At 51.5% G+C, this 18,671-nt stretch carries 18 protein-coding genes and 2 tRNA genes; 2 read left to right on the top strand and 18 right to left on the bottom strand.

The genetic code is table 11. From position 1 onward, the window contains the following. Positions 1–105 precede the first annotated feature (105 nt). From BLR06_RS07100 to BLR06_RS07090, 3 genes are all read right to left on the bottom strand, one after another. Positions 106–687 (bottom strand): hypothetical protein, encoded by a 582-nt coding sequence (locus BLR06_RS07100; protein WP_092070496.1) that lies wholly within the window; start codon positions 685–687, stop codon positions 106–108. Positions 688–947: 260 nt separating this feature from the next. Then, a complete protein-coding gene (locus tag BLR06_RS07095) occupies positions 948–1,964 on the bottom strand; it encodes a Bug family tripartite tricarboxylate transporter substrate binding protein (RefSeq protein ID WP_245698053.1) in 1,017 nt (338 codons plus the stop codon). 119 nt (positions 1,965–2,083) lie between these two features. Continuing rightward, positions 2,084–2,311, bottom strand: a complete 228-nt coding sequence (locus BLR06_RS07090) for a hypothetical protein (protein ID WP_092070493.1) — start codon at positions 2,309–2,311, stop codon at positions 2,084–2,086. A 393-nt stretch (positions 2,312–2,704) separates the two neighbouring features. Between BLR06_RS07090 and BLR06_RS07085 the strand changes: the two genes are divergently transcribed. Both BLR06_RS07085 and BLR06_RS07080 read left to right on the top strand, forming a co-directional pair. After that, positions 2,705–3,280, top strand: coding sequence for a hypothetical protein (locus BLR06_RS07085; RefSeq protein WP_092070490.1), 576 nt, complete (start codon positions 2,705–2,707; stop codon positions 3,278–3,280). Further along, entirely contained in the window at positions 3,199–3,513 is a 315-nt protein-coding gene (locus BLR06_RS07080) for a tyrosine-type recombinase/integrase (protein ID WP_340148019.1), read from the top strand. The genes BLR06_RS07085 and BLR06_RS07080 overlap by 82 nt, the downstream gene beginning before the upstream one ends. Before the next feature lie 129 nt (positions 3,514–3,642). On the opposite strand, the gene BLR06_RS07075 is transcribed toward BLR06_RS07080, so the two are convergent. The 15 genes from BLR06_RS07075 to BLR06_RS07010 all read right to left on the bottom strand — a co-directional run bounded on the left by BLR06_RS07075 (position 3,643) and on the right by BLR06_RS07010 (position 18,570). Next, a tRNA-Lys gene (locus BLR06_RS07075) sits at positions 3,643–3,718 on the bottom strand. A 6-nt stretch (positions 3,719–3,724) separates the two neighbouring features. Further along, positions 3,725–3,801, bottom strand: a tRNA-Gln gene (locus BLR06_RS07070). Between the two features lie 110 nt (positions 3,802–3,911). After that, on the bottom strand, positions 3,912–4,487 hold the full coding sequence (locus BLR06_RS07065) for an HD domain-containing protein (protein WP_092070484.1): 576 nt from the start codon (positions 4,485–4,487) through the stop codon (positions 3,912–3,914). Continuing rightward, positions 4,471–6,774 (bottom strand): xanthine dehydrogenase family protein molybdopterin-binding subunit, encoded by a 2,304-nt coding sequence (locus BLR06_RS07060; protein ID WP_217636855.1) that lies wholly within the window; start codon positions 6,772–6,774, stop codon positions 4,471–4,473. Before BLR06_RS07060 ends, BLR06_RS07065 begins: the two co-directional genes overlap by 17 nt. Positions 6,775–6,777: 3 nt before the next feature. After that, on the bottom strand, positions 6,778–7,266 hold the full coding sequence (locus BLR06_RS19490; RefSeq protein ID WP_173812805.1) for a (2Fe-2S)-binding protein: 489 nt from the start codon (positions 7,264–7,266) through the stop codon (positions 6,778–6,780). Further along, positions 7,263–8,144: an FAD binding domain-containing protein gene (locus BLR06_RS07055; RefSeq protein ID WP_173812803.1), complete on the bottom strand. Its 882-nt coding sequence runs from the start codon at positions 8,142–8,144 to the stop codon at positions 7,263–7,265. Before BLR06_RS07055 ends, BLR06_RS19490 begins: the two co-directional genes overlap by 4 nt. Before the next feature lie 225 nt (positions 8,145–8,369). After that, positions 8,370–9,791, bottom strand: a complete 1,422-nt coding sequence (locus BLR06_RS07050) for a serine dehydratase (RefSeq protein ID WP_092070479.1) — start codon at positions 9,789–9,791, stop codon at positions 8,370–8,372. A gap of 12 nt (positions 9,792–9,803) precedes the next feature. After that, the gene (locus BLR06_RS07045; protein WP_092070477.1) at positions 9,804–10,700 is read right to left on the bottom strand and encodes an NAD(P)-dependent oxidoreductase; all 897 of its coding nucleotides are present in this window, start codon (positions 10,698–10,700) and stop codon (positions 9,804–9,806) included. Positions 10,701–10,730: 30 nt separating this feature from the next. Then, complete coding sequence (locus BLR06_RS07040; protein ID WP_092070475.1) at positions 10,731–11,891, bottom strand: amidohydrolase family protein; 1,161 nt, start codon at positions 11,889–11,891, stop codon at positions 10,731–10,733. A 45-nt stretch (positions 11,892–11,936) separates the two neighbouring features. Beyond that, entirely contained in the window at positions 11,937–13,289 is a 1,353-nt protein-coding gene (locus tag BLR06_RS07035) for an MFS transporter (RefSeq protein ID WP_092071135.1), read from the bottom strand. 103 nt (positions 13,290–13,392) lie between these two features. Next, a complete protein-coding gene (locus BLR06_RS20240; RefSeq protein ID WP_092070472.1) occupies positions 13,393–14,232 on the bottom strand; it encodes a methyl-accepting chemotaxis protein in 840 nt (279 codons plus the stop codon). Next, positions 14,233–15,579: an MFS transporter gene (locus BLR06_RS07025; RefSeq protein WP_092070469.1), complete on the bottom strand. Its 1,347-nt coding sequence runs from the start codon at positions 15,577–15,579 to the stop codon at positions 14,233–14,235. It lies immediately after the preceding gene. A gap of 30 nt (positions 15,580–15,609) precedes the next feature. Further along, entirely contained in the window at positions 15,610–16,194 is a 585-nt protein-coding gene (locus BLR06_RS07020; protein ID WP_092070466.1) for an amino acid synthesis family protein, read from the bottom strand. Positions 16,195–16,216: 22 nt separating this feature from the next. After that, a complete protein-coding gene (locus BLR06_RS07015; protein WP_092070463.1) occupies positions 16,217–17,065 on the bottom strand; it encodes a hypothetical protein in 849 nt (282 codons plus the stop codon). Beyond that, a complete protein-coding gene (locus BLR06_RS07010) occupies positions 17,062–18,570 on the bottom strand; it encodes a DUF362 domain-containing protein (RefSeq protein WP_092070460.1) in 1,509 nt (502 codons plus the stop codon). Before BLR06_RS07010 ends, BLR06_RS07015 begins: the two co-directional genes overlap by 4 nt. Between the last annotated feature and the right edge of the window lie 101 nt (positions 18,571–18,671).

Here is an 18,671-nt window from a genome sequence, read left to right as displayed (position 1 = left end):
TCGATTTTATACCCGCTTACATAACAAATAATGTCATATTTTGGCAGGAGAAAAAATAAACCCGGCCAGCGTTAGCTACCGGGTTTATATATCAAGTCTGCAATTTTAGATGCTATTCATAATCTTCACGTTGGCATCATCCATTGCCTGGTTTAAAGCTTTCGTTATTGGATCTTTATATCCGACATCACCAAATACAGTTTTATTTTCTGATACTCCAGTTACCTGAAATGTAGTTACTTTTTCTTGTCCAGCGTTAAGAAACTTATAACGCAGCTTTGCCTTTGTCACTACCTTTGATTGGAAAAAGCTCATATGTCTAGTAGTGATAAGCTGCGATATCTCCATAGCAATAACATAATCAGCATTGGTTTCTTTGGCGACAGTAGTCAAAGTATCTTTATCCGGCAGCTCCAAATTAGAAGCGTCATAACCTGCGCTATTCAACGCTTTTTGTATATCTACCAATGGTATCATTTGAAAATCCTTGTTGGAATACTGTTCGGTATATTTACTATCAATAACTTCTTGTATATAGCCTTTAGTTTCTTCAGTTGAGTTAATATACGGTACAATAGCTACTTTATAAGACCCTTCCTGTGGTTTAACAGCTTCCTCAGCAGAAACACCGCCAGCGATTGACACTACGAACAAACACAACACTGTAATAATAGCTAATCTTCTCATAACTCCACTCCATTCGACATATTAATACCCTGTTAAGTATAACGCTTTTAATAAGTCAAATTTTGTCGAATTATAGTTGAAGACATAAATATATATCACTAGGTTTCCTTCCCCGCGCCGCCCAATTCGCAACTGCATTACAATAAATGAATCCAAACAAGTCGGGCCATAGGTATTGGGCCGAACGCAAATATCAGCCATACTGTCCGGGTGGTAACTAAACCAACCCCGTCCGAAACCCATACCATACTCAATTTGTCTTACTTTTTCTGCTCCGCTATTTTTTCAACAATGCCGGATTCTTTTACTACTTTCGCAAGTCTTCTTGTTTCTTTAAGCCACTTTTGAAAAAATTCTTCATGTCCTAAATAGTTAACTTCCATGCCTAACTTTCTCATAGTTTCTATGTACTCAGGATCATTCACTGTTTTTTCAAGTGCATCTAACAATTTGGCTTTTACCTCTTTTGGCATCCCTTTGTGGGCGGCAATTCCCAAAAAGAAACCAAATACCACATCTACTCCCTGTTCCTGAAAAGTAGGAACGTTGCTGTAAAGAGGATCGCTCATTCTCTTTGTTGCGGCAATACCGATTACTTTTACTGTCCCGCTTTTTACATGTTCCTGAATGGCAGGAACAGCAGAAAACATTAATTCGACATGCCCTCCCAAAACAGCCGCCAATGATTCTGAGACACCCTTAAAAGGTACTTGATCCAAAGTAATTTCGGCATTCTGTGCGAGCATTTCTCCAACAACATGATTTGTGTTGCCTAACCCGCTATGTCCGAATTTAACCGCATGGGGATGCTGCTTAGCATAATCCACTAGCTCGCTTAGACTGTTCCAAGGGGAATCGGAACGAACAACCGCAACAAATGGCTGTTCCATAATCTGCACTAATGGATCCAAAGCTGAGGGATAGTGATACGGGGTTGTCCCATACAGCGGTTGTAATAATGCACCTGTATCCACTGTCCCTAGCGCATAGCCGTCCTCCCCCGATTTAACCAACTCATTCCAGCCTAAAATCCCGCCCGCGCCTGGAACATTTTTTATGACTATATTCTGCCCCAGATGCTTATAAGCTACTTTCCCTATTGCTCTAGCTAGCATATCAGAAGAACCACCCGCCGCATAAGGCACAATCAACGTAATTGCTTTATCCGGATATTGCTCCGCCGCAGTTGCCGGCGTCTCTTTCGTTCCGCAGCCGGCAACCAGCCCCATCGAACATAACAGCATTAAGGATAGCGCAATTGATCTTCTCATTTTCATAGCAAATCTCCCCTTAATTTGTTTTAATTCGATTTTATACCCGGTTACATAAAAAACATTGTCATATTTTGTCAGGAGAAAAAATAAAGCCGATCAGCAAGAATGCCAACCGGAACATTTCACTCTATAAACCACTTACCTTCCTCGTCAAATAAATACACCTGCTTGCCATGTATCCGGCAAGTATACCTTATACCGCAGCCGCCAGCTTTTAATGATGCAGCCTGGCGCACATCCATAATACGGTCTACTGAATATACGCGCCCGTCCCTCCAGCGGATACTGAGCGGCTTTGTTGTGCCGTCCGGATTATGCTGCGCGGTTACTGCGATATATTGTTTAGCCATGTCATTACCTCCAAGAACATTTGTTTGTATTTTAGAACAAACGTTCTATTGTGTAAAGCGGTAATAAAAGGAAACCAGCCTGCTAAACCGACAGACTGGTACCAAGCCATGCTAAAAGACAGACATTAAAATTTAAAAGAGCGGCAGGATTTGCTTGATTTTAGACGAAAACGATTGCAATAACATAATTAGGTACGGACCAAAAATAGCCGAGTAATCGGCTATGAAATTGTGTGGCGAAAAAACTTTAATAAGTTCGGCGCGAAAACGGAAAATCCCCATGGCTGATCTAGGCAATGGGCTAATGCAACTAGACCGGCGGCGGCGCTGAGTTTTTAACGCCTGCTGTTATTTGCACAGACTAATTAATATTTTTTACAACTGGAGAAATAAATGAGATTAAGAAAGGTGTTGTATATGCGAAGGATTTTCTTGTTTTTTGTTGCATGTCTATTGATTACAACGCCAGTATTTGCAGAAGAATCCCCTGTAGTAGATGGTGCATTAGGTTTAAAATGGGGAGATAGTGAAGAACAAATTAAAAATGTCGCTATTGAAAAAGGATATGACTACACAATTTCAGCTAAAACAAATTCAAGATGTTATGAATTAATTTATTCGGGAACCGTTGCGGGGTATTTTTCTGTTATTACGTTTAGTACGATTGACGATCAATTGTTTTCCATTGATCTTTTATTGGACGCCCCTCAAAATCGTTATTTGAAATTCTTAATATTAGAAACGCGACTTGCTGAAAAATATGGTCAGCCTACTCTCAAGAAACATGATAGCGATAACCAAGCGGCCTTTTGGCGATTGGAAGCACCTGATGGCAATTCTGTATTCATTTTGCTTAAGGCAAACGATAAAGCAGGACTAAACCTTTCATACGCCTACGAACCGCTTTTTACAGAATACTTTGCCATACGAGAACAACAAGAACGAGAAATAACCGAAAAAGACCTTTAGAGGACAGGCTTAGCCCGTCCTCTCGACATATGGCAGCCACTTACTTGATTACGTCCGGAACCGATATTAGAACTGTTGCCGGCAAGCTTGGACATGCAAACACCAATACCACTACTATTGTGTACACGCATTTGCTTAAATCCGCTGAAAAAGAAACCGCCGATAAGATGGGCGATTTTTTACGGCTGGCAGTTGAAAAAGAGAAAGAGAAACAAAAAAAGCAGGCCAGGTAGCCTGCTAACTTTTTAAATCATTCTATTTCTTTAGTGATTATTCGCGGTGTTTGAGAAAAGCAAACACTAAACAAACACCACCGTTTACATAAATAAAAACCTCGCGAAGCCGCGAGGCGTTAAATTCACTGGTGACCCACGTAGGAATCGAACCTACAACCTACCGATTAAGAGTCGGTTGCTCTGCCAGTTGAGCTAGTGAGTCGTGATTTGGCTGGGGAGGGAGGATTCGAACCCACGCATGCCTGAGTCAGAGTCAGGTGCCTTAACCAGCTTGGCTACTCCCCAATAACAGCAGCTTATTAGCGCTACGAAATATAGTATACACCATCTACAAGAAAATATCAACCTTAGGGTATCGTTATTATGACAAACACTGACTAAATAATTATGGAAACTTAATGAATATCGCTGAAAAGCTCACGCAGATAAGGCGGCCAAGCTAAACCGGCCTTAGCTCCGGAAGACAGAATCCGGCGCACTTCGCTGCGAATCCTTTGCCACGACTGGCAACGTCGTTCAATTGCCATTAGCGCCTCCGGCTGCCGGGCATACTTTTTTAAGCTCAGCCGAAACCGCTCGCCGGGATTGACAATCCGGTCTTCCTGGATGCTCTTATCGGCAAAAAATACGATTGCCTTCTCATCCAAAGGGCTGCACTCGTTAAAAACCAGATCCATATGAGACTCAATTACAGCAGCCAGCAGGGGATAGCCCCAGCTTTTTAATAATAGCCCGCCCTGCCGGGCATGGTCCTGCTGGCCTTTGGCGATGTCATGCAGCAAGCCGCCGGCTGTAATTAAGCCGATATCCAACGTTAACCCGGCCTGATTCAAATGCCTGGCCAGTTGCCGGGCAACTGCCGCCACTGCCAGACTATGGCGGATTACCTGCGGCGTCTGCCTGCTCCGCAGCAGTAACAACGCCGCCTCCCGCCCAGGCGCAATCAGTTTTCGGTCATACATCGTCGTCATCCGCTGACCGCCGGGCAGCCGCGCCCTTCTGCCGGAGAGCCTGCAGCACCTTTTCCGGTGTTACCGGCAAAGAATAGATACGTACGCCGACAGCATCGTATACAGCATTGGCAATGGCGGCGGCAGTCGGTACCAGTGATGTTTCCCCCAGCCCTTTCGCGCCAAACGGACCGGTACTGACCCGTTCCTCTATAATAATCGAATGTATTTCAGGAATGTCCAGCGCCGTCGGAATCAGGTAAGTGGCAAAAGAAGGGGTTTTAATCCTCCCCTGCTCGACTTTTACCTCTTCATAAATTCCATAGCCTAAGCCCATAATGCTGCCCCCTTCAATCTGGGCTTCCACATGTAAAGGATTGACCGCCTGTCCGACATCATGCGCAGCGTAAATATTGAGTACTTCGATCTGCCCGGTTTCCTCATCGACTTCAATTTCAACAATCTGACTGCCAAAGGCATAGGCCTCATAAGGATTGCCGGCGCCGGTTTCTTCATCCAATGCCGTCGTATCCGGATTGTACCAGCCATGGCCGATGGTCATTTTCCCCTGCTGACGGCAGCGGGCAATGATTTCCCTGGTATTTTTACAACATTCACTTTCCCGTCCGGCAACTGCAATCTGACGATTTCTAACGACAATTAGCTCCTCGGCAACACCGAACAGCTTTGCCGCTTCCTCGATAATTATTTTTTTTACCGTTCGCGCCGCCCGCAATGCCGCATTACCGGAAATATAGGTCTGCCTGCTCGCCGACGTCGCCCCGCCATCCGGCGTCACGCCTGTATCGGCTGAGATAACCTGCACATCAGTAAAGTGAACGCCTAATTCTTCCGCAACAATTTGCGCCAGCACGGTATTTGAGCCTTGGCCAATATCGGCTGCGCCAACCATTAAGTTCACCGTGCCGTCATCAAGAAAATCAATAAACGCGCCCGCCGGATTAGGCTGTCCGGTATTTCCGACACCGTAAAACATGCAGCCAATGCCATAGCCTCTTTTTTTGGCGCCGCCATTCGAAACCGGTAATCCGTCCATCCGGGCTTTCGCCTTTTCATAGGCGCCCTTGAGCGTGCTGTCGATTCCCGCCCCATCTTCTATGATCTGACCAGTTGCCATCTCACTTTTTTCCTTTACCGTGTTCAGCAGACGGACTTCCAGTGGCGTGATGCCGGCTTGTTCAGCCACCATATCCAGCTGCTGTTCATAGGCGAAGGCCGCTTGCGGCACGCCAAATCCCCGCATGGCGCCGCAGGTCGGATTATTGGTATAAATGGTGTAAGCATCAATTTTTACATTAGGAACTTCATAGGGGCCGGTAGCATGAACAGCCAGCCTGGTAATCGGGGCCGGACCATAGGAAGAGTACGCCCCGGTATCGGCAATTACTTCCGCCTGTACCGCCAATAGCCGGCCGGTTTTATCAGCGGCTGTTTTATAGCGGAGAACGCAGGGATGGCGTTTGCCCGAGCAGATGAGCGATTCTTCCCGCGTATAGACCATCCGCACCGGACGCCCGGTCTTTAAGGCCACCAGCCCCAGCCATATTTGCACCGAAATATCCAGCTTCCCGCCGAAGCCGCCCCCGGTCGGGGCTTGAATAATACGAACTTTATTTAACGGAAGATTAAGATTCCGCGCCACTTCCCGGCAGTCAAAGTGAGTATTCTGCGTCGAGACCTTAATCACCACAACATCACTGTCCATATAAGCCAGGCCCGCTTCCGGCTCAATATAGGCATGCTCCTGCATTTGCGTCCGGTATTCCTGTTCCACAATAATATCGGCAGTTAAAAAAGCCTGCGCCACATCCCCTTTGCGGATTTTCCGCAACGACAAAATATTGCTGTCGCCATGAACTTTGGGAGCATCCGGCTGCATAGCTTGTTCAGCATCCAGCACTGCCGGCAACTCTTCTACGTCCACCTTGATTAAAGCCAGGGCCTGTTCGGCAAGCGCCTCGCTATCAGCAGCTACAACCGCCAGCGGATCGCCGATTTTGCGGATTTTATCGCTGATCAAAGCAGGCTCATCCTTGAATATAATTCCATGACTGTTGCTGCCCGGCACATCACGGGCCGTAAGAACGACACACACGCCCGGCAAAGCCTCCGCCGCCGTAACGTCAATACTTTTTAACAGCGCGTGCGGCACCTTGCTGCGCAGCACCCTGGCATATAACATCCCTTCAATCTTCAGATCGGCGCTAAATTTGGTTTTCCCCAGCACTTTATCCAAAGCATCCCGGCGAATAATGGATTGACCGACAACAGCACATTTCTCCATCATTGATCAGCCCCTCTCCAAAGCACTGTTTTGTCGCACAACTTGCTCAATTGCATCGGCAATTTTTTTATAACCCGTGCAGCGGCAGAGGTTGCCCGCTATGGACTGCATAATTTCCTGCCGGTCAGGCCGCGGATTTTTATCCAGCAACGCTTTCGCCGACAACAGCATTCCCGGTGTGCAAAAACCGCACTGCACCGCACCGGCTTCCATAAATGCCGTCTGCAGCGGATGCAGGTTTTTATCATCTCCCATTCCTTCAATGGTCAATAACTCTTTGCCGTCAATCTGAGCAGCCAGCAGCAAACATGAATTGGCGGTTTTCCCGTCAATGATGATTGTGCAAGCGCCGCAATCACCCTCGCCGCAGCCGATTTTCGTCCCGGTAAGTTTCAGGTCTTCCCGCAAAAACTCAATCAGCCGCCGGTCAGGCGACACCTCCCGGGAAAACGCTTGATGGTTCAGCACAAATTTTATCGCAACTTTTCCGTTCATGCCTGCACCTCCTGCAGTTTAAATTGGCTCCATACTGTTTGCAGCGCCCGTTTAACCAAAATTCCCGCCACAGCCTGACGATAGGCCGCCGTCGACCGTATATCATCAATCGGATGGATTACTTTCTCCACAATAGCGCCGGCCTGGGTAATCACGGCAGGGGATAAGACCTGGCCAAGCAGCGCTGTTTCCGCTTCCCGGATCAGAATGGCGGTAGGTGCGACCGAGCCCACGACGATTCTGGCCGACTGTATAATTCGGGAAACCTCGTCTATTTCCACAAAAACACCGGCATTAACGACTGAGATTGATAAAGCCCGGCGTTTTCCCAGTTTTTGAAAGCTGCTCTTTTGATTCACTTGCTGGCACCGGAGGCGAACTGCGGTAATCATTTCACCTGACGCCAGTGCGGTACGCCCGGGTCCTTTAAGCAAGGATTCTAAAGAACATTCCCGTTGTCCGCTTTGACTGCTGACGGTGACTCTGGCCCCATAAGCAACCAGCGCCGGTACAGTATCAGCCGCCGGCGAAGCATTGCCGATATTTCCGCCGATTGTGCCCCGGTTCCGGATCTGCGGTGACCCAACGGCAACCGCTGCCGCCGCCAGCATAGGAGCATATTGTTGAATTAAAGCTGATTCGGCAAGTTCAGCATGGGAAACAGCCGCACCAATGTTAATAAAGCCGTCCTGCCTGTCAATCATCCGGAGTTCCTGCAAATGACCAATATCAATAAGCAGCGCAGGACTGATGCGTTTTTCTTTTAGCTTAACCATCAGGTCGGTACCGCCGGCAATCAAAAAACAATCCGCTGTTTTGTCCATCAATTCTAGCGCCTGTTGCAGCGATTCCGGTTTGACGAAGTTATATTTACTCATTAAATCCACCTCCCGGATGACAATTACACTGATTCCATGTAACATTTATTTATATAAAACACAATTGCTGACAGCCTAAACCCGCTTTACTACTATTTTAGGCCAGACAACAGCGCATAGTTTTCCAAGTCATTTGCCAATAGATCTTGCTTTTGGCGTCCCGGCCGAAGCCTGTGACTGGTACGGCCCCTCTCAGGAGAAAAATCAAGTCTGCTTGGACACTGGTTAATCGACCAGCACAATGCCGAGTTTTTGCGCTACTTCCCGCGCCTGGCCAACCGAAGGCAGCGCTTGCTTCAGGCAAAGCCTGGCCCCGCCGCGATTCAGAGCTTCAACCATCCCCGTACAGCCTGTCGCGTAAACTGTCACCCGCTGCATTTGGGGCTCGGCGGCCTGCTGGATGGTAACCGAAATTTTTCTCGACTCTACCAGGGAAAGAACTTCGGCATACGCTTCACTGTTCTCTGTTCCGGCGCCTAGCACAGCGCCCATCAATATTCCCGGCACGTTAATGCCCCGACGGGCAAACAGCTCTGCGTACAGTTCAATTTTCACGCCTGTAATTTCGCCTGACGCCAGAAAGTGAGCAATTCGCCCCGTATTGGTCGGTGATCCGACCGCCTGGCTGCTGCCGCCGACAACGGCCTCCCCAAACGGCTGCACAATCGAGTTGGCCCGCTCGGCCAGAACATGCGCCTCAGACTCAGCAGCGGCAATCGCCTTTTCCACCGCCGCCTGTTCAGCTTGCCTGACTGTCTGGCTGATAAAAGACTCTACCGCCTGATTGGTTTTAAAAAATGCTTTCATATAACGGTTGACCACCGGTACAATCGTTTCGGCCGATACCTGGTGCACCGCCGCCGCCATAGTCAGCATCACATCAACCGGTACAGTAACCGGAATCGTTGTATGCAGGGCCAGATTGGCCGCTAAATTGCCAATCAGTACGCCGCCGCCAATATGGGTGGCACAAAGGCCGGCAACCATGACCCGGGGCGTACAGGGATTGCCGATGGTGGGTGACAAAGCCAGCACCATCGCCTTCTCCATCATGGCCGGACTGCCTTTACGCCATTCGACTAAAGCGGCTGCGGTAGCGGCCGCTCCGGCGCCAAAGCCTTCCATATTGCATCCGGTGGTTTTTTTCCCCGCCCGGAATAAAGTTCCGACTTTTAGCATAACGGCGGCGATCTCAGCCAGCTGCCCCCGGTCCTGCACCACTTCTTTCAACGCCCGCATTAAACCGGCGTAAGTGCAGGAATCGCCAGTGCCGGCGCAAGGCTGCAGACCGCAGGAGTGATTTCCCACCTGCGCTGCTAAGGTGTAAACCAAAACTTTATTCAGAAAATTATCTTCCACCAGCCGGTGCGAAAAACTGTTTTGCGCCAGCTCCTGCGGAACCTTGCCCAGTAAAAAACTTTGTCCCTGCTCCAGGCCGAGCTGAGTGGCAGCCAGATTATGATCAAAGGCCCTGAGTACAGCCTCTCTGACTTCCCGGATCGTCATTGCCTGCGCCACAGCCGCTTCCGCCAGAATGACCTCGCTCACCCGCCAGTTTAGCTGCGTGGCAATTGCAATCGTTTCCCCCAGCGTTAAACTGCCCGGCTTATAGTCTTTTCCCTTGATATAGTCCAAAAACTCTCTCAAAATGAGTCCCACCTATTCGTTTTTTACCCGTACTTTAACCCGGGCCTGTTCTTCCAGCGGTTTAATGATCGCCGCGATGTCCTCTCGGCCCCAGCCGGCGGTTTGCGCTGCCTGGTAGAACTCCTGAACTACGGGAGCCAGCCGTAATTCCACCGCCGCTTCCCTGGCGGCGGCCAGCGCTAATTCGATATCTTTATGCTGCAGATCAACGGCAAAGCCCGGGACAAAATTGCCCGGAAAGACAAATTTGGTCATTTTGGCCGTGAGGGCATAACTATTGCCGGAACTGGCACTGACAATATCAAATAATATGGCCGGATCTAAGCCCAGCTTTACGCCCAGAACAAACCCTTCAGCCGCGGCCGCCATATTGGCGGCCAACAGAAAATTATTGACAACCTTTACCGCGTCGCCGGCTCCGGCCTGACCGGCATAGTAGATTTTCTTGCCTAAAATCTCCAGCACCGGCCGGCAAGCCTCAACCACCGCCGCTTCACCGCCAGCCATGATGGTCAACGTTCCGCTGGCTGCGCCGGTGACCCCGCCGCTGACCGGCGCATCCATATAATGAACGCCTTGAGCCCTGGCCAGCGCCGCCATTTTCTTTGTACACTCCGGCGCAACACTGGACATATCAACAATATACAACCCGGGCCGGGCCTTGGACAAAATGCCCGCAGCGCCCTGCACAGTTGCTTCGACAATTGCCCCATTGGGCAGCATCATGATAATGATTTCAGCGACAGCGGCCAGTTCTCCCGGATTGTCCGCCGCGGCAGCCCCACTGGCCACAAGTCCGGCGACAGCGTCCCTGTTAATATCACAGACGGTTACAGCATGGCCTGCCTGCAGCAAATTCAATGCCATCGGTTTTCCCATAGCCCCCAGGCCGATAAAGCCGATCTTCATCACATTCTCTCCTTATTCGGTCCGAATTTTTTATTTAAGACAGTAAGAACGGGTCGCCGGCGGCGTATTGCGGCTTTTTGTCACTTTAACCGCTCCGTCTACCATCACCAAAGCAATCCCCGGCAAATCACCGGCATTGATGGCCGCCAGGGCAGTTGCGCCAACCGACCCCAGGGGCGCATCCATAATCACCAGGTCGGCCTCTTTCCCTTCGGCGATCAGACCGGTATTCAACCCGAACGTTCTGGCGGTATTGCCTGTTGCCATCGCAATAGCCTCTTGGGCCGGAATCCCCGACAGCGCAGCAATTTGGCTGATCGTGCGCAAAATGCCCAGCGGAATGATCCCCGAACCGGATGGTGCGTCATTGCCGATAATCACCCGGGACAGCAGCTTTTTTTCCGCCAGACGGCGCACAACCAAATCAGCAATCTTGGGGTTGCCGCATTGTACAATTTCCAGAATAAGATTGGTCTGATCGATTAATTTGTCTACCTCGGCTGGCGCAATAGCCGTTGGTCCGCCATTTACATGCGAGACAACGGTTGGATCTACGGCAATGACATCATCAGCCGTCACTGTCGAACTGCCGGGAATTGAAGTACCGCCTGTATGCATGGCAATCTTCATGCCGAATTTTTTGGCCCAGTCAACCATAACCCTGGCTTCCTCCGGCTTTTTGATGCTGCCTAACCCAACTTCGCCAACCAGCCACACGCCGGCCTTTGCCATTTCCGCAAAATCGGATTCCAGCAGGCCCTTTTCCAGAATAACAGCGCCGGCATGCACTTTTAGACCACTGGACCGCAAATTGGCAAACGCTTTATGGGCTAAAATCGCCAGGGCTTTCGTGCCTGCCGGATCTTTCGGCCGGCCGGGAAGATGGGGTTCGCCGGCCGAAATGAACGTTGTTACCCCGCCGTGTACAGCACTGTCAAGATAGCCCTCGGTTTTCTGCCGCGGCGTATAATCGCCAAGCACCGGATGCACATGCGAATCAATCAGGCCGGGCGTAACGGTCATACCGCCCGCATCAATCACCTGCTCGGGCAAATAAGCCGCCACAAGCCCGGCCGAGCCGATTTTGACAAATTTGCCCTCCTGAATGATAATGGTATCCGCGGTGGAAAGCGGCTGTTCAATGTTCCCTGTTACCAACTGACCAATATTAACAATCGCAATTGTTCCCATAATTTTGTTCCTCCTTATGCTTTTACCTTCAGACCTGATCAGGTGCTAAAGCTGTTTACCCCGCGTTTCAACGCCTAAACCCCAAACGACCATTCCTGCGGCAATAAAGGCAATGGCGATTATGCCGTACACGCCGCCCACCCCCAGAGAATCAAGACTATAACCGACAATCAGCGGAGCCAGCATTGAGCCGAATCGCGAGCAAGTTGCGGCCCAGCTTGTTCCGGTTACCCGGATGCCGGTTGGATAAAGCTCCGGCGTATAGGTATAGGTAATGCCCCAGATGCCGGATACAAAGAACGAAGTAAGCAGTCCCAGAAGCAGCACCTGTCCCATACTGAGGTTACTGCCCAAAGCCAGGCCAAAAATCACCGTAGCCACACCGGCAAATAATAAATTGATCACCAGCGGCCATTTCCGTCCAAATTTATCCATTAAGTAGGCTGAAATAATTTGATTTGGTAAATAAGCGCACTGCAGGAAAAATACATATTCGAAAGATTTGACCATACTATGTCCGGCTTTCACCAATAAGGTCGGCATCCAGGAAAACAGGCCATAATAGCCGAACATCGCCAAAAACCAGAGCAGCCACAGCATGATCGTACGCTTTAAATAAATACCGGCGAAAAGGTCCGCAAAAGAGCTTGCTTTCGGTTCTATGACTTTGGCAATATCGGCTGCGCTGACCGGAGGAATTTTCGCCGTACGCCCCACGATTTGCTCAATGCCGGCAACAATCGTCCGGGCCTCCTCCAGCCGGCCGCGCAAAATAAGCCAGCGCGGCGACTCCGGTACATGCAGCCTGATCATCCAAACATACAAGGCAGGCAGAGCACCGGCGACAAAAGCCCAGCGCCAGCCGACCGCCGGGATCAAAAAGAACGCGACCGCGGCTGCAGCCAGCCAGCCGATGGCCCAAAAACAATTCAGCAGGCCCTGTACCTTGCCGCGATCCCCGGCAGGCACAAACTCACCCAGCAAAGCGGTCACCACCGGGGTTTCCCCGCCCAGTCCCAGGCCGACAAAAAAGCGGAAGACGACAAGCGACCAAAAATTCCAGGCCACCGCGCACAGCAAGGAAAAGAGCGAAAAAATCAGCATTGTCCATTGAAAAACGGCTTTACGGCCAAACCGGTCAGCCAGCGGCCCTGATAAAAAAGCGCCAATAATCATTCCGGCCATCCCTGAACTGAGTAAAATACCAACCTGCTCAGCACTCAACTGCCAGGAGCTTACTAACGCGGTCACCACAAAGGTGACCAATCCCACGTCAAACGCATCAAACGCCCAGGCAAAGCCATTGACTACCAGCATCTTATAATGAAAGCGCGATAAAGGCAGAGTATCCAGACGCGCCATCATCCATTTACCTGCATCGCCTGCATGCTTATCCATAGTGCCTGCCATCTCCATCCCTACCTTCCCGCTTAAATAAAATAAGCCAATGAATCAACGTACTTACCCGTCGATCATTAGGCTCCTTTGCCTTTATCTCCGATTAAAGTTCTTTAAACAAACTGTCCGCTACGACATTCATCTGCTGCACCGCACTGTTTACCTGTCGGGCAACGCCGGCTACTCCGGCCGCAGCCGCAGCTATCTGGCCAATGTTCGCCTTCAGACCGTTCAATTGCCCGCAAAGCTGGTCACTATCGCTTTTCAGCAAAGACAAGGCCGATCCAATGGTTTGGATGGAATTACCGCTGTCGGTCGCCAATTTGCGAATCTCCCCGGCAACAACGCCAAAGCCCCGCCCCTGCTCGCCAACCCTGGCCGCTTCGATCGCCGCATTTAACCCCAATAAGTTGGTCTGACTGGCAATACTGCGGATAAAACCCACTACCTGATCGGTTTGTCCTACCCGGGTCTGTGTAGTGTGCGCTACTTTGGTCAAGCCCTCGCTGACTGTGGCAATCTCCTCGGTCCGGGCCGAAAGCTCTTCAGTGGTACCAGTAAGAACCTCCATGCTTTGGGTCAGCGTTTCAGTCATATCCCGCAATAGATCTTCCAGCTCAACCGACTGGGTAACGGCGATAGATCCCCAAATTGCCCCGGCCGCTGTTTTTATTGGCATTGCCAGCGAAATATAAGGCAAGCCATACAAAGCCTTATCAATATGCGCAGTCACCCGCCGTCCTTCTTCAACGGCCCGGTAAATACCCGTTCCGGCGACCAGCGCATCGCCTGCCCGGCATTTTAAATCAAGATTTTTAGCCGGCAAATACAACAATATTTTGTTGCAGTCGGTTAACGTAAGGCCTATTTTCCCGTTAAACAAACCATGCAGTACCGGCAGCACCAACCGGTAGCCTTCGCATATGCCACTTGACTGCTCCATTTAAGCTACCCCCGGCGCCTTCTCCTCAGCAGTATCTTCCAGCGGTTTATTCATCGTTTCCTCACCCAATACCAAAACATTTAAAGCAATAATGATTAATACACTGGTAAACATCGCAAAAACCAGGGAGAATTTATCAGGCCCGGTAAACATCATCCCCACAACCATTGGCGCCAGCATCCCGCCAATCCGGCCGCAGGCTCCGGCCCAGCCGGTTCCTGATGCCCGCGCTTCTGTCGGATACATTTCCGGAGTATAAGTATACATTAAGCCCCAGGCGCCAAGATTAAAGAAAGACATCAGGCAGCCCCACAGTAAAATTTCATTCCAGGTCGCGGCATGGCCGAAAAGATACGCGGCGCCGGCGCACAAAATCAGAAAAGCCGCCAGGGTTGGCTTACGCCCAATCCTGTCCACCAGAACAGCGGCTGTAAAATAGCCGGGAATCTGGGCTAACGTCATCCAGATAACAAATTCAAACGACTGAACCATACTGTGCCCCGACTTAACCAGTAACGTGGGCAGCCACATAAAAATTCCATAATAGGAAAAGACCAGACCAAACCAGAGCACCCACAGGCAGATTGTTTTCTTCAAATAAATGCCTGAAAACAGCTTGGCAAAGGTAAACGACGATTTCACCGGCTCGCTCCGGTCGGCCGCTGTCGGCGCCGGACCGCAGGGAACGCCCAGGGAGCGTTCGATCTCACAAACAATAGCATGAGCTTCCGCTAATTTGCCCTTTTTCACCAGATAAAGCACCGACTCCGGCACGGTTTTCCATACATACAGCACCCAGACAGCCGGAAAAGCGCCGATAAAGAAAGCAAGCTGCCAGCCATATTGGGGAATGACCAGATAAGAAATTACCGCCGCTGCCAGCCAGCCAAGCGCCCAGGAGCTTTCCAGCAAAACAATCATGCGTCCCCGGTATTTGGTTGGCGAATATTCGCTCATTAGCGTAACGGCAACAGGCACTTGTCCGCCTAAGCCAAACCCGACCAGAAAACGAAAGACCAGCAACGACTCATAATTCCAGGCTAAGCCGCAGCCGCCGGTAGCCAGACCATAAATCAGCATGGTCGCCGCCAGCAGTTTTCTGCGCCCCATTGAGTCAGCCAAAGTCCCGGACAATGCAGCGCCAACCGCCATGCCGATGAGGCCGACACTGCCAATCATGCCGATTTGTGTTGGGCTTAACTGCCATAAGCCCATTAATTTTGGCAAAACGAACGATACAATTCCCGTATCCATGGCATCAAATGCCCAACCTACAGCAATGATTGCCAGTAACCGCCAGTGCCAGCTTCCCAGTGGCAATTCTCCCAAGCGTTGCGTAATTCTCATGTTTACTCCTCCTGTTGTTTTATATTTGACTTACCTGAGCCCGTCCTGTCCGGTAATCTCATCTTTCTGCAGACCACCGATTCTTGGATGAGGGCGGCCGCCGGAAGTGAGTACAATGGCTACCACAATCTCATCCGCTTTTGGAGCGTCAGGCAGGCGCACTTCCATCGCATCATAATGAGTTCTGACGAAAGCCGCGTCCTTATAGTGCAGCGGCACGTCAAGCGTTGTGCCGGGAACCCCGATTTTCTTAGCCGAAGGAATAATGGCCTTTCCGCCGCCGACGGCGTCCCGCATCGGCTTACCCAGCTTCGGATGTAAAATGGCTGCTCCGTGTTCCAGTTCTCCCGCCGAACCGATAATCGCCCCTTTCCCGTAACTTTCCACCTGGTCTTGGGCAACGTCCATTGCGGCTACTGCCTGTTGGGTCAGAATTCCCCCCAAATATTCCCCGGCAGCGGTCAATTGGCTTAAATCCTCTACATATCTGCCGGCAAACGGATTTTTGATGACAGCCAGCGCGGCGCATTTTTTGTACCGGTGTTCCACCGCTTTCTGCCCGTCGCGATAAACCTCCTCAACCACGGTCACTACCTTGCAAATTTCCCAACTCATCCTTTGTCCTCCCTTGCATTTTTTATATTGAAAGCCGCTGATTCACCAAAAGCCAGTCTTCGGGAACAAACGTGCTCCAATCATCAATAAAAACAGCCGCACCGCAAATAATCTGATCAGACAGCAGTTGCGCCGCTTTTATCCTGCCGTTGGCCAAAGCCTGCTGGATAATGCCTGCCGGCAGCAGGCCCGCTTCTTTAACCACATAATGCCCGCGAATATCGGTATTAGGGTCAAGGTCTTCCGCCAACGCCAGGCGGATGCTGGCATGAGGCGTATAAACCGCATTGCCGATACTGGTTGCACAGGCATCCGCCAAGGCCGCCGAACCGGCCGCCGCCACGGCAGCGGTGGCAATTCCTTTGCTAAAGCTGCGGCCGCCCAGACCGCTGGTGGCAATTCCGCCAATGCCGCTTTCCCCGGTGACCAGCAACGTTGGCCCGGCCATGCTATTGCGGCTGGCGGCGACTCCCACCAGGACCGACTGCCCCGCCTGCAGCCGTATCGCAATATCGCCGCCATTATTGGCAATGACCTTCACCGCCCCCTGCTGTACCAAATAATCTGCGGTAAGATCAGCAATCGCTCCGGCAACCGCCGCCATTGGCGTTAATGTCCGGTCCCCGGACTGCCGGACGGCCTCAACCATTCGCCGCAGCACCGGCGGGGCAGTCACCACAGCCGGCAGTTCCGACTGCGGCCGGGCGGCCAGCATTTTATACCGGGCGACCTGCTTGAGCAGCGACATGGCATAGTCGCCTGCGGTTTGCACCAGGCGGTTTGCATCCTGCCCCGGCGCTGCCGCCTGAATGGTCATTTGCATCGGCCCATAATCCACAAAGCCCCGGCCCTGGCCCAGCATTTCCATCATGACGTCGTCCCCTTCTTGACGGCGCTAACCGGACGGACGGCCTCCATATGACCGCCAATGGCGGCGAAGGTTTCCTTGGTCATGGTATACTCTACCGGCGCCACCGTAGCCGGCGTAGGAACCCAGGTAAACGCCTGCGGCGCCACTTTTTCCACATCAACCATAAAGTTGATGCCGCCGCCTGGCAAAAGATAACTGGGCGCACCGCCGATTGTCAGCTTGACAGCGCCATCATGGACAGCCTGCGAAAGTTTGACCGGGTGCTGCGTAACCCCGGCCCGGGCGCTGCCGCCCGTGCCGCCCACATACAGGGCGGAAACGCGGGCCTCCTCACAGTTAGCCGCGATTAAGTCAACGACGGCCTGTACATTGTCGGTCATCGGCACTTCCCTGACAGTTCCATCCGCCTGCACCTCCAGCAAACCGGCTTGCTGAGCAGTGGTTTCGGTAACCAGAATCCGCAGGCCGGGCCGGGCCAATCGCATATCGACCGCTTTAACCGCCTGCGCCGCCGTGCTAATGCTGGTGCCGCCCCAGCCATGGCCGGCTTCGCCAAAATAACGCCCGCGGGTACTGCGCCTGCCGTTTGGCACAATGCCCCGGTAGCTAAGCCCCGCCTCTTCCCCGGCCCGGTGTTCACTTAACAGGCCAATCACGTGATGATCAAGAATGATCGCTTCCTCCACCACCTGACTTAACACTTTGGCAAACATGCCAATCGTGGCGCTGCCACAGCCAATCCGCATCCTGGTCTGCATTTTGCCGTCAATCACCGGCGCCCGGCCGACCTGCAACTCCAGGCGGCTGCCTTTGGCCACCTGCAGGGAAACCTTTTCGCCATTCGCCAGGGCGACCACCGTTCTCGCTGCAATAAAGCCATGTTTACCGCTTAAAACGTTAGCCCCGCCCAGCGAAAGCATCTTGGCGCCATATTCCTCCGTATCCACCAGGCCAATCGCCGCGCCGCCGCACAGCACCGGCGCTCCCTCTTCGCCAATATGGACATTGGCGTCAATTTTCACTTTAATGCCGCTATAGCTAAGCGGCGCTTCGGTGACAACGGTAATGACCTCTACATTATTGACCACCCCTTCCACAATATGCGGCGCCGGGCGACAGCAGGGATAGGAGGTGCCGGCCCCCACCGCCGTAATTAATGGTTTATCCGGCAAAAGAGGCGGATTGGCTGCAGTCAGCATGGTTTCCGTCACCAGGCTCCGGTTGCGGACAAGAACGCCGTTAATATTTGTATAACGCCGGCAAGCGCCTTCAAAGCCCGGTTGAATCCGGCACTCCACCGGACAGGACTGACAACGGACCGCCGCCGCCGGCTCAATCTCCTGCCGGCTTACGGCGGCAAAGGGGCAAACCCTGATACAAACGCCGCAGCCAACACAGGAGCTGTTGATCCGGGCAACTTTATCCCGTATTTCAATTGCCGTTACCGGACAGTTTTTTGCACAAATTCCACAGCCTTTACAAGCCTCAGTCTCAATACCTACCATGTTAGTTCCTCCTCCAGTCACTTCGCTAAAAAACCCCTGGCTTGCGCCTCAGAATTACTGACTTTCCGTTTGACAGGCCGAAATAAGTTTTTCCGCCGGAC

Origin of the sequence: Dendrosporobacter quercicolus (assembly GCF_900104455.1) — a bacterium.
Lineage (GTDB): Bacteria > Bacillota > Negativicutes > DSM-1736 > Dendrosporobacteraceae > Dendrosporobacter > Dendrosporobacter quercicolus.
This window is presented reverse-complemented; position numbering and strand designations above follow the sequence as displayed.

Coding starts and splice junctions, on each gene's coding strand:
- BLR06_RS07100 (WP_092070496.1), bottom strand. CDS start 687: ATGAGAAGATTAGCTATTATTACAGTGTTGTGTTTGTTCGTAGTGTCA.
- BLR06_RS07095 (WP_245698053.1), bottom strand. CDS start 1,964: ATGAAAATGAGAAGATCAATTGCGCTATCCTTAATGCTGTTATGTTCG.
- BLR06_RS07090 (WP_092070493.1), bottom strand. CDS start 2,311: ATGGCTAAACAATATATCGCAGTAACCGCGCAGCATAATCCGGACGGC.
- BLR06_RS07085 (WP_092070490.1), top strand. CDS start 2,705: ATGAGATTAAGAAAGGTGTTGTATATGCGAAGGATTTTCTTGTTTTTT.
- BLR06_RS07065 (WP_092070484.1), bottom strand. CDS start 4,487: ATGACGACGATGTATGACCGAAAACTGATTGCGCCTGGGCGGGAGGCG.
- BLR06_RS07060 (WP_217636855.1), bottom strand. CDS start 6,774: ATGATGGAGAAATGTGCTGTTGTCGGTCAATCCATTATTCGCCGGGAT.
- BLR06_RS19490 (WP_173812805.1), bottom strand. CDS start 7,266: ATGAACGGAAAAGTTGCGATAAAATTTGTGCTGAACCATCAAGCGTTT.
- BLR06_RS07055 (WP_173812803.1), bottom strand. CDS start 8,144: ATGAGTAAATATAACTTCGTCAAACCGGAATCGCTGCAACAGGCGCTA.
- BLR06_RS07045 (WP_092070477.1), bottom strand. CDS start 10,700: ATGAAGATCGGCTTTATCGGCCTGGGGGCTATGGGAAAACCGATGGCA.
- BLR06_RS07040 (WP_092070475.1), bottom strand. CDS start 11,891: ATGGGAACAATTGCGATTGTTAATATTGGTCAGTTGGTAACAGGGAAC.
- BLR06_RS07035 (WP_092071135.1), bottom strand. CDS start 13,289: ATGGATAAGCATGCAGGCGATGCAGGTAAATGGATGATGGCGCGTCTG.
- BLR06_RS20240 (WP_092070472.1), bottom strand. CDS start 14,232: ATGGAGCAGTCAAGTGGCATATGCGAAGGCTACCGGTTGGTGCTGCCG.
- BLR06_RS07025 (WP_092070469.1), bottom strand. CDS start 15,579: ATGAGAATTACGCAACGCTTGGGAGAATTGCCACTGGGAAGCTGGCAC.
- BLR06_RS07020 (WP_092070466.1), bottom strand. CDS start 16,194: ATGAGTTGGGAAATTTGCAAGGTAGTGACCGTGGTTGAGGAGGTTTAT.
- BLR06_RS07015 (WP_092070463.1), bottom strand. CDS start 17,065: ATGATGGAAATGCTGGGCCAGGGCCGGGGCTTTGTGGATTATGGGCCG.
- BLR06_RS07010 (WP_092070460.1), bottom strand. CDS start 18,570: ATGGTAGGTATTGAGACTGAGGCTTGTAAAGGCTGTGGAATTTGTGCA.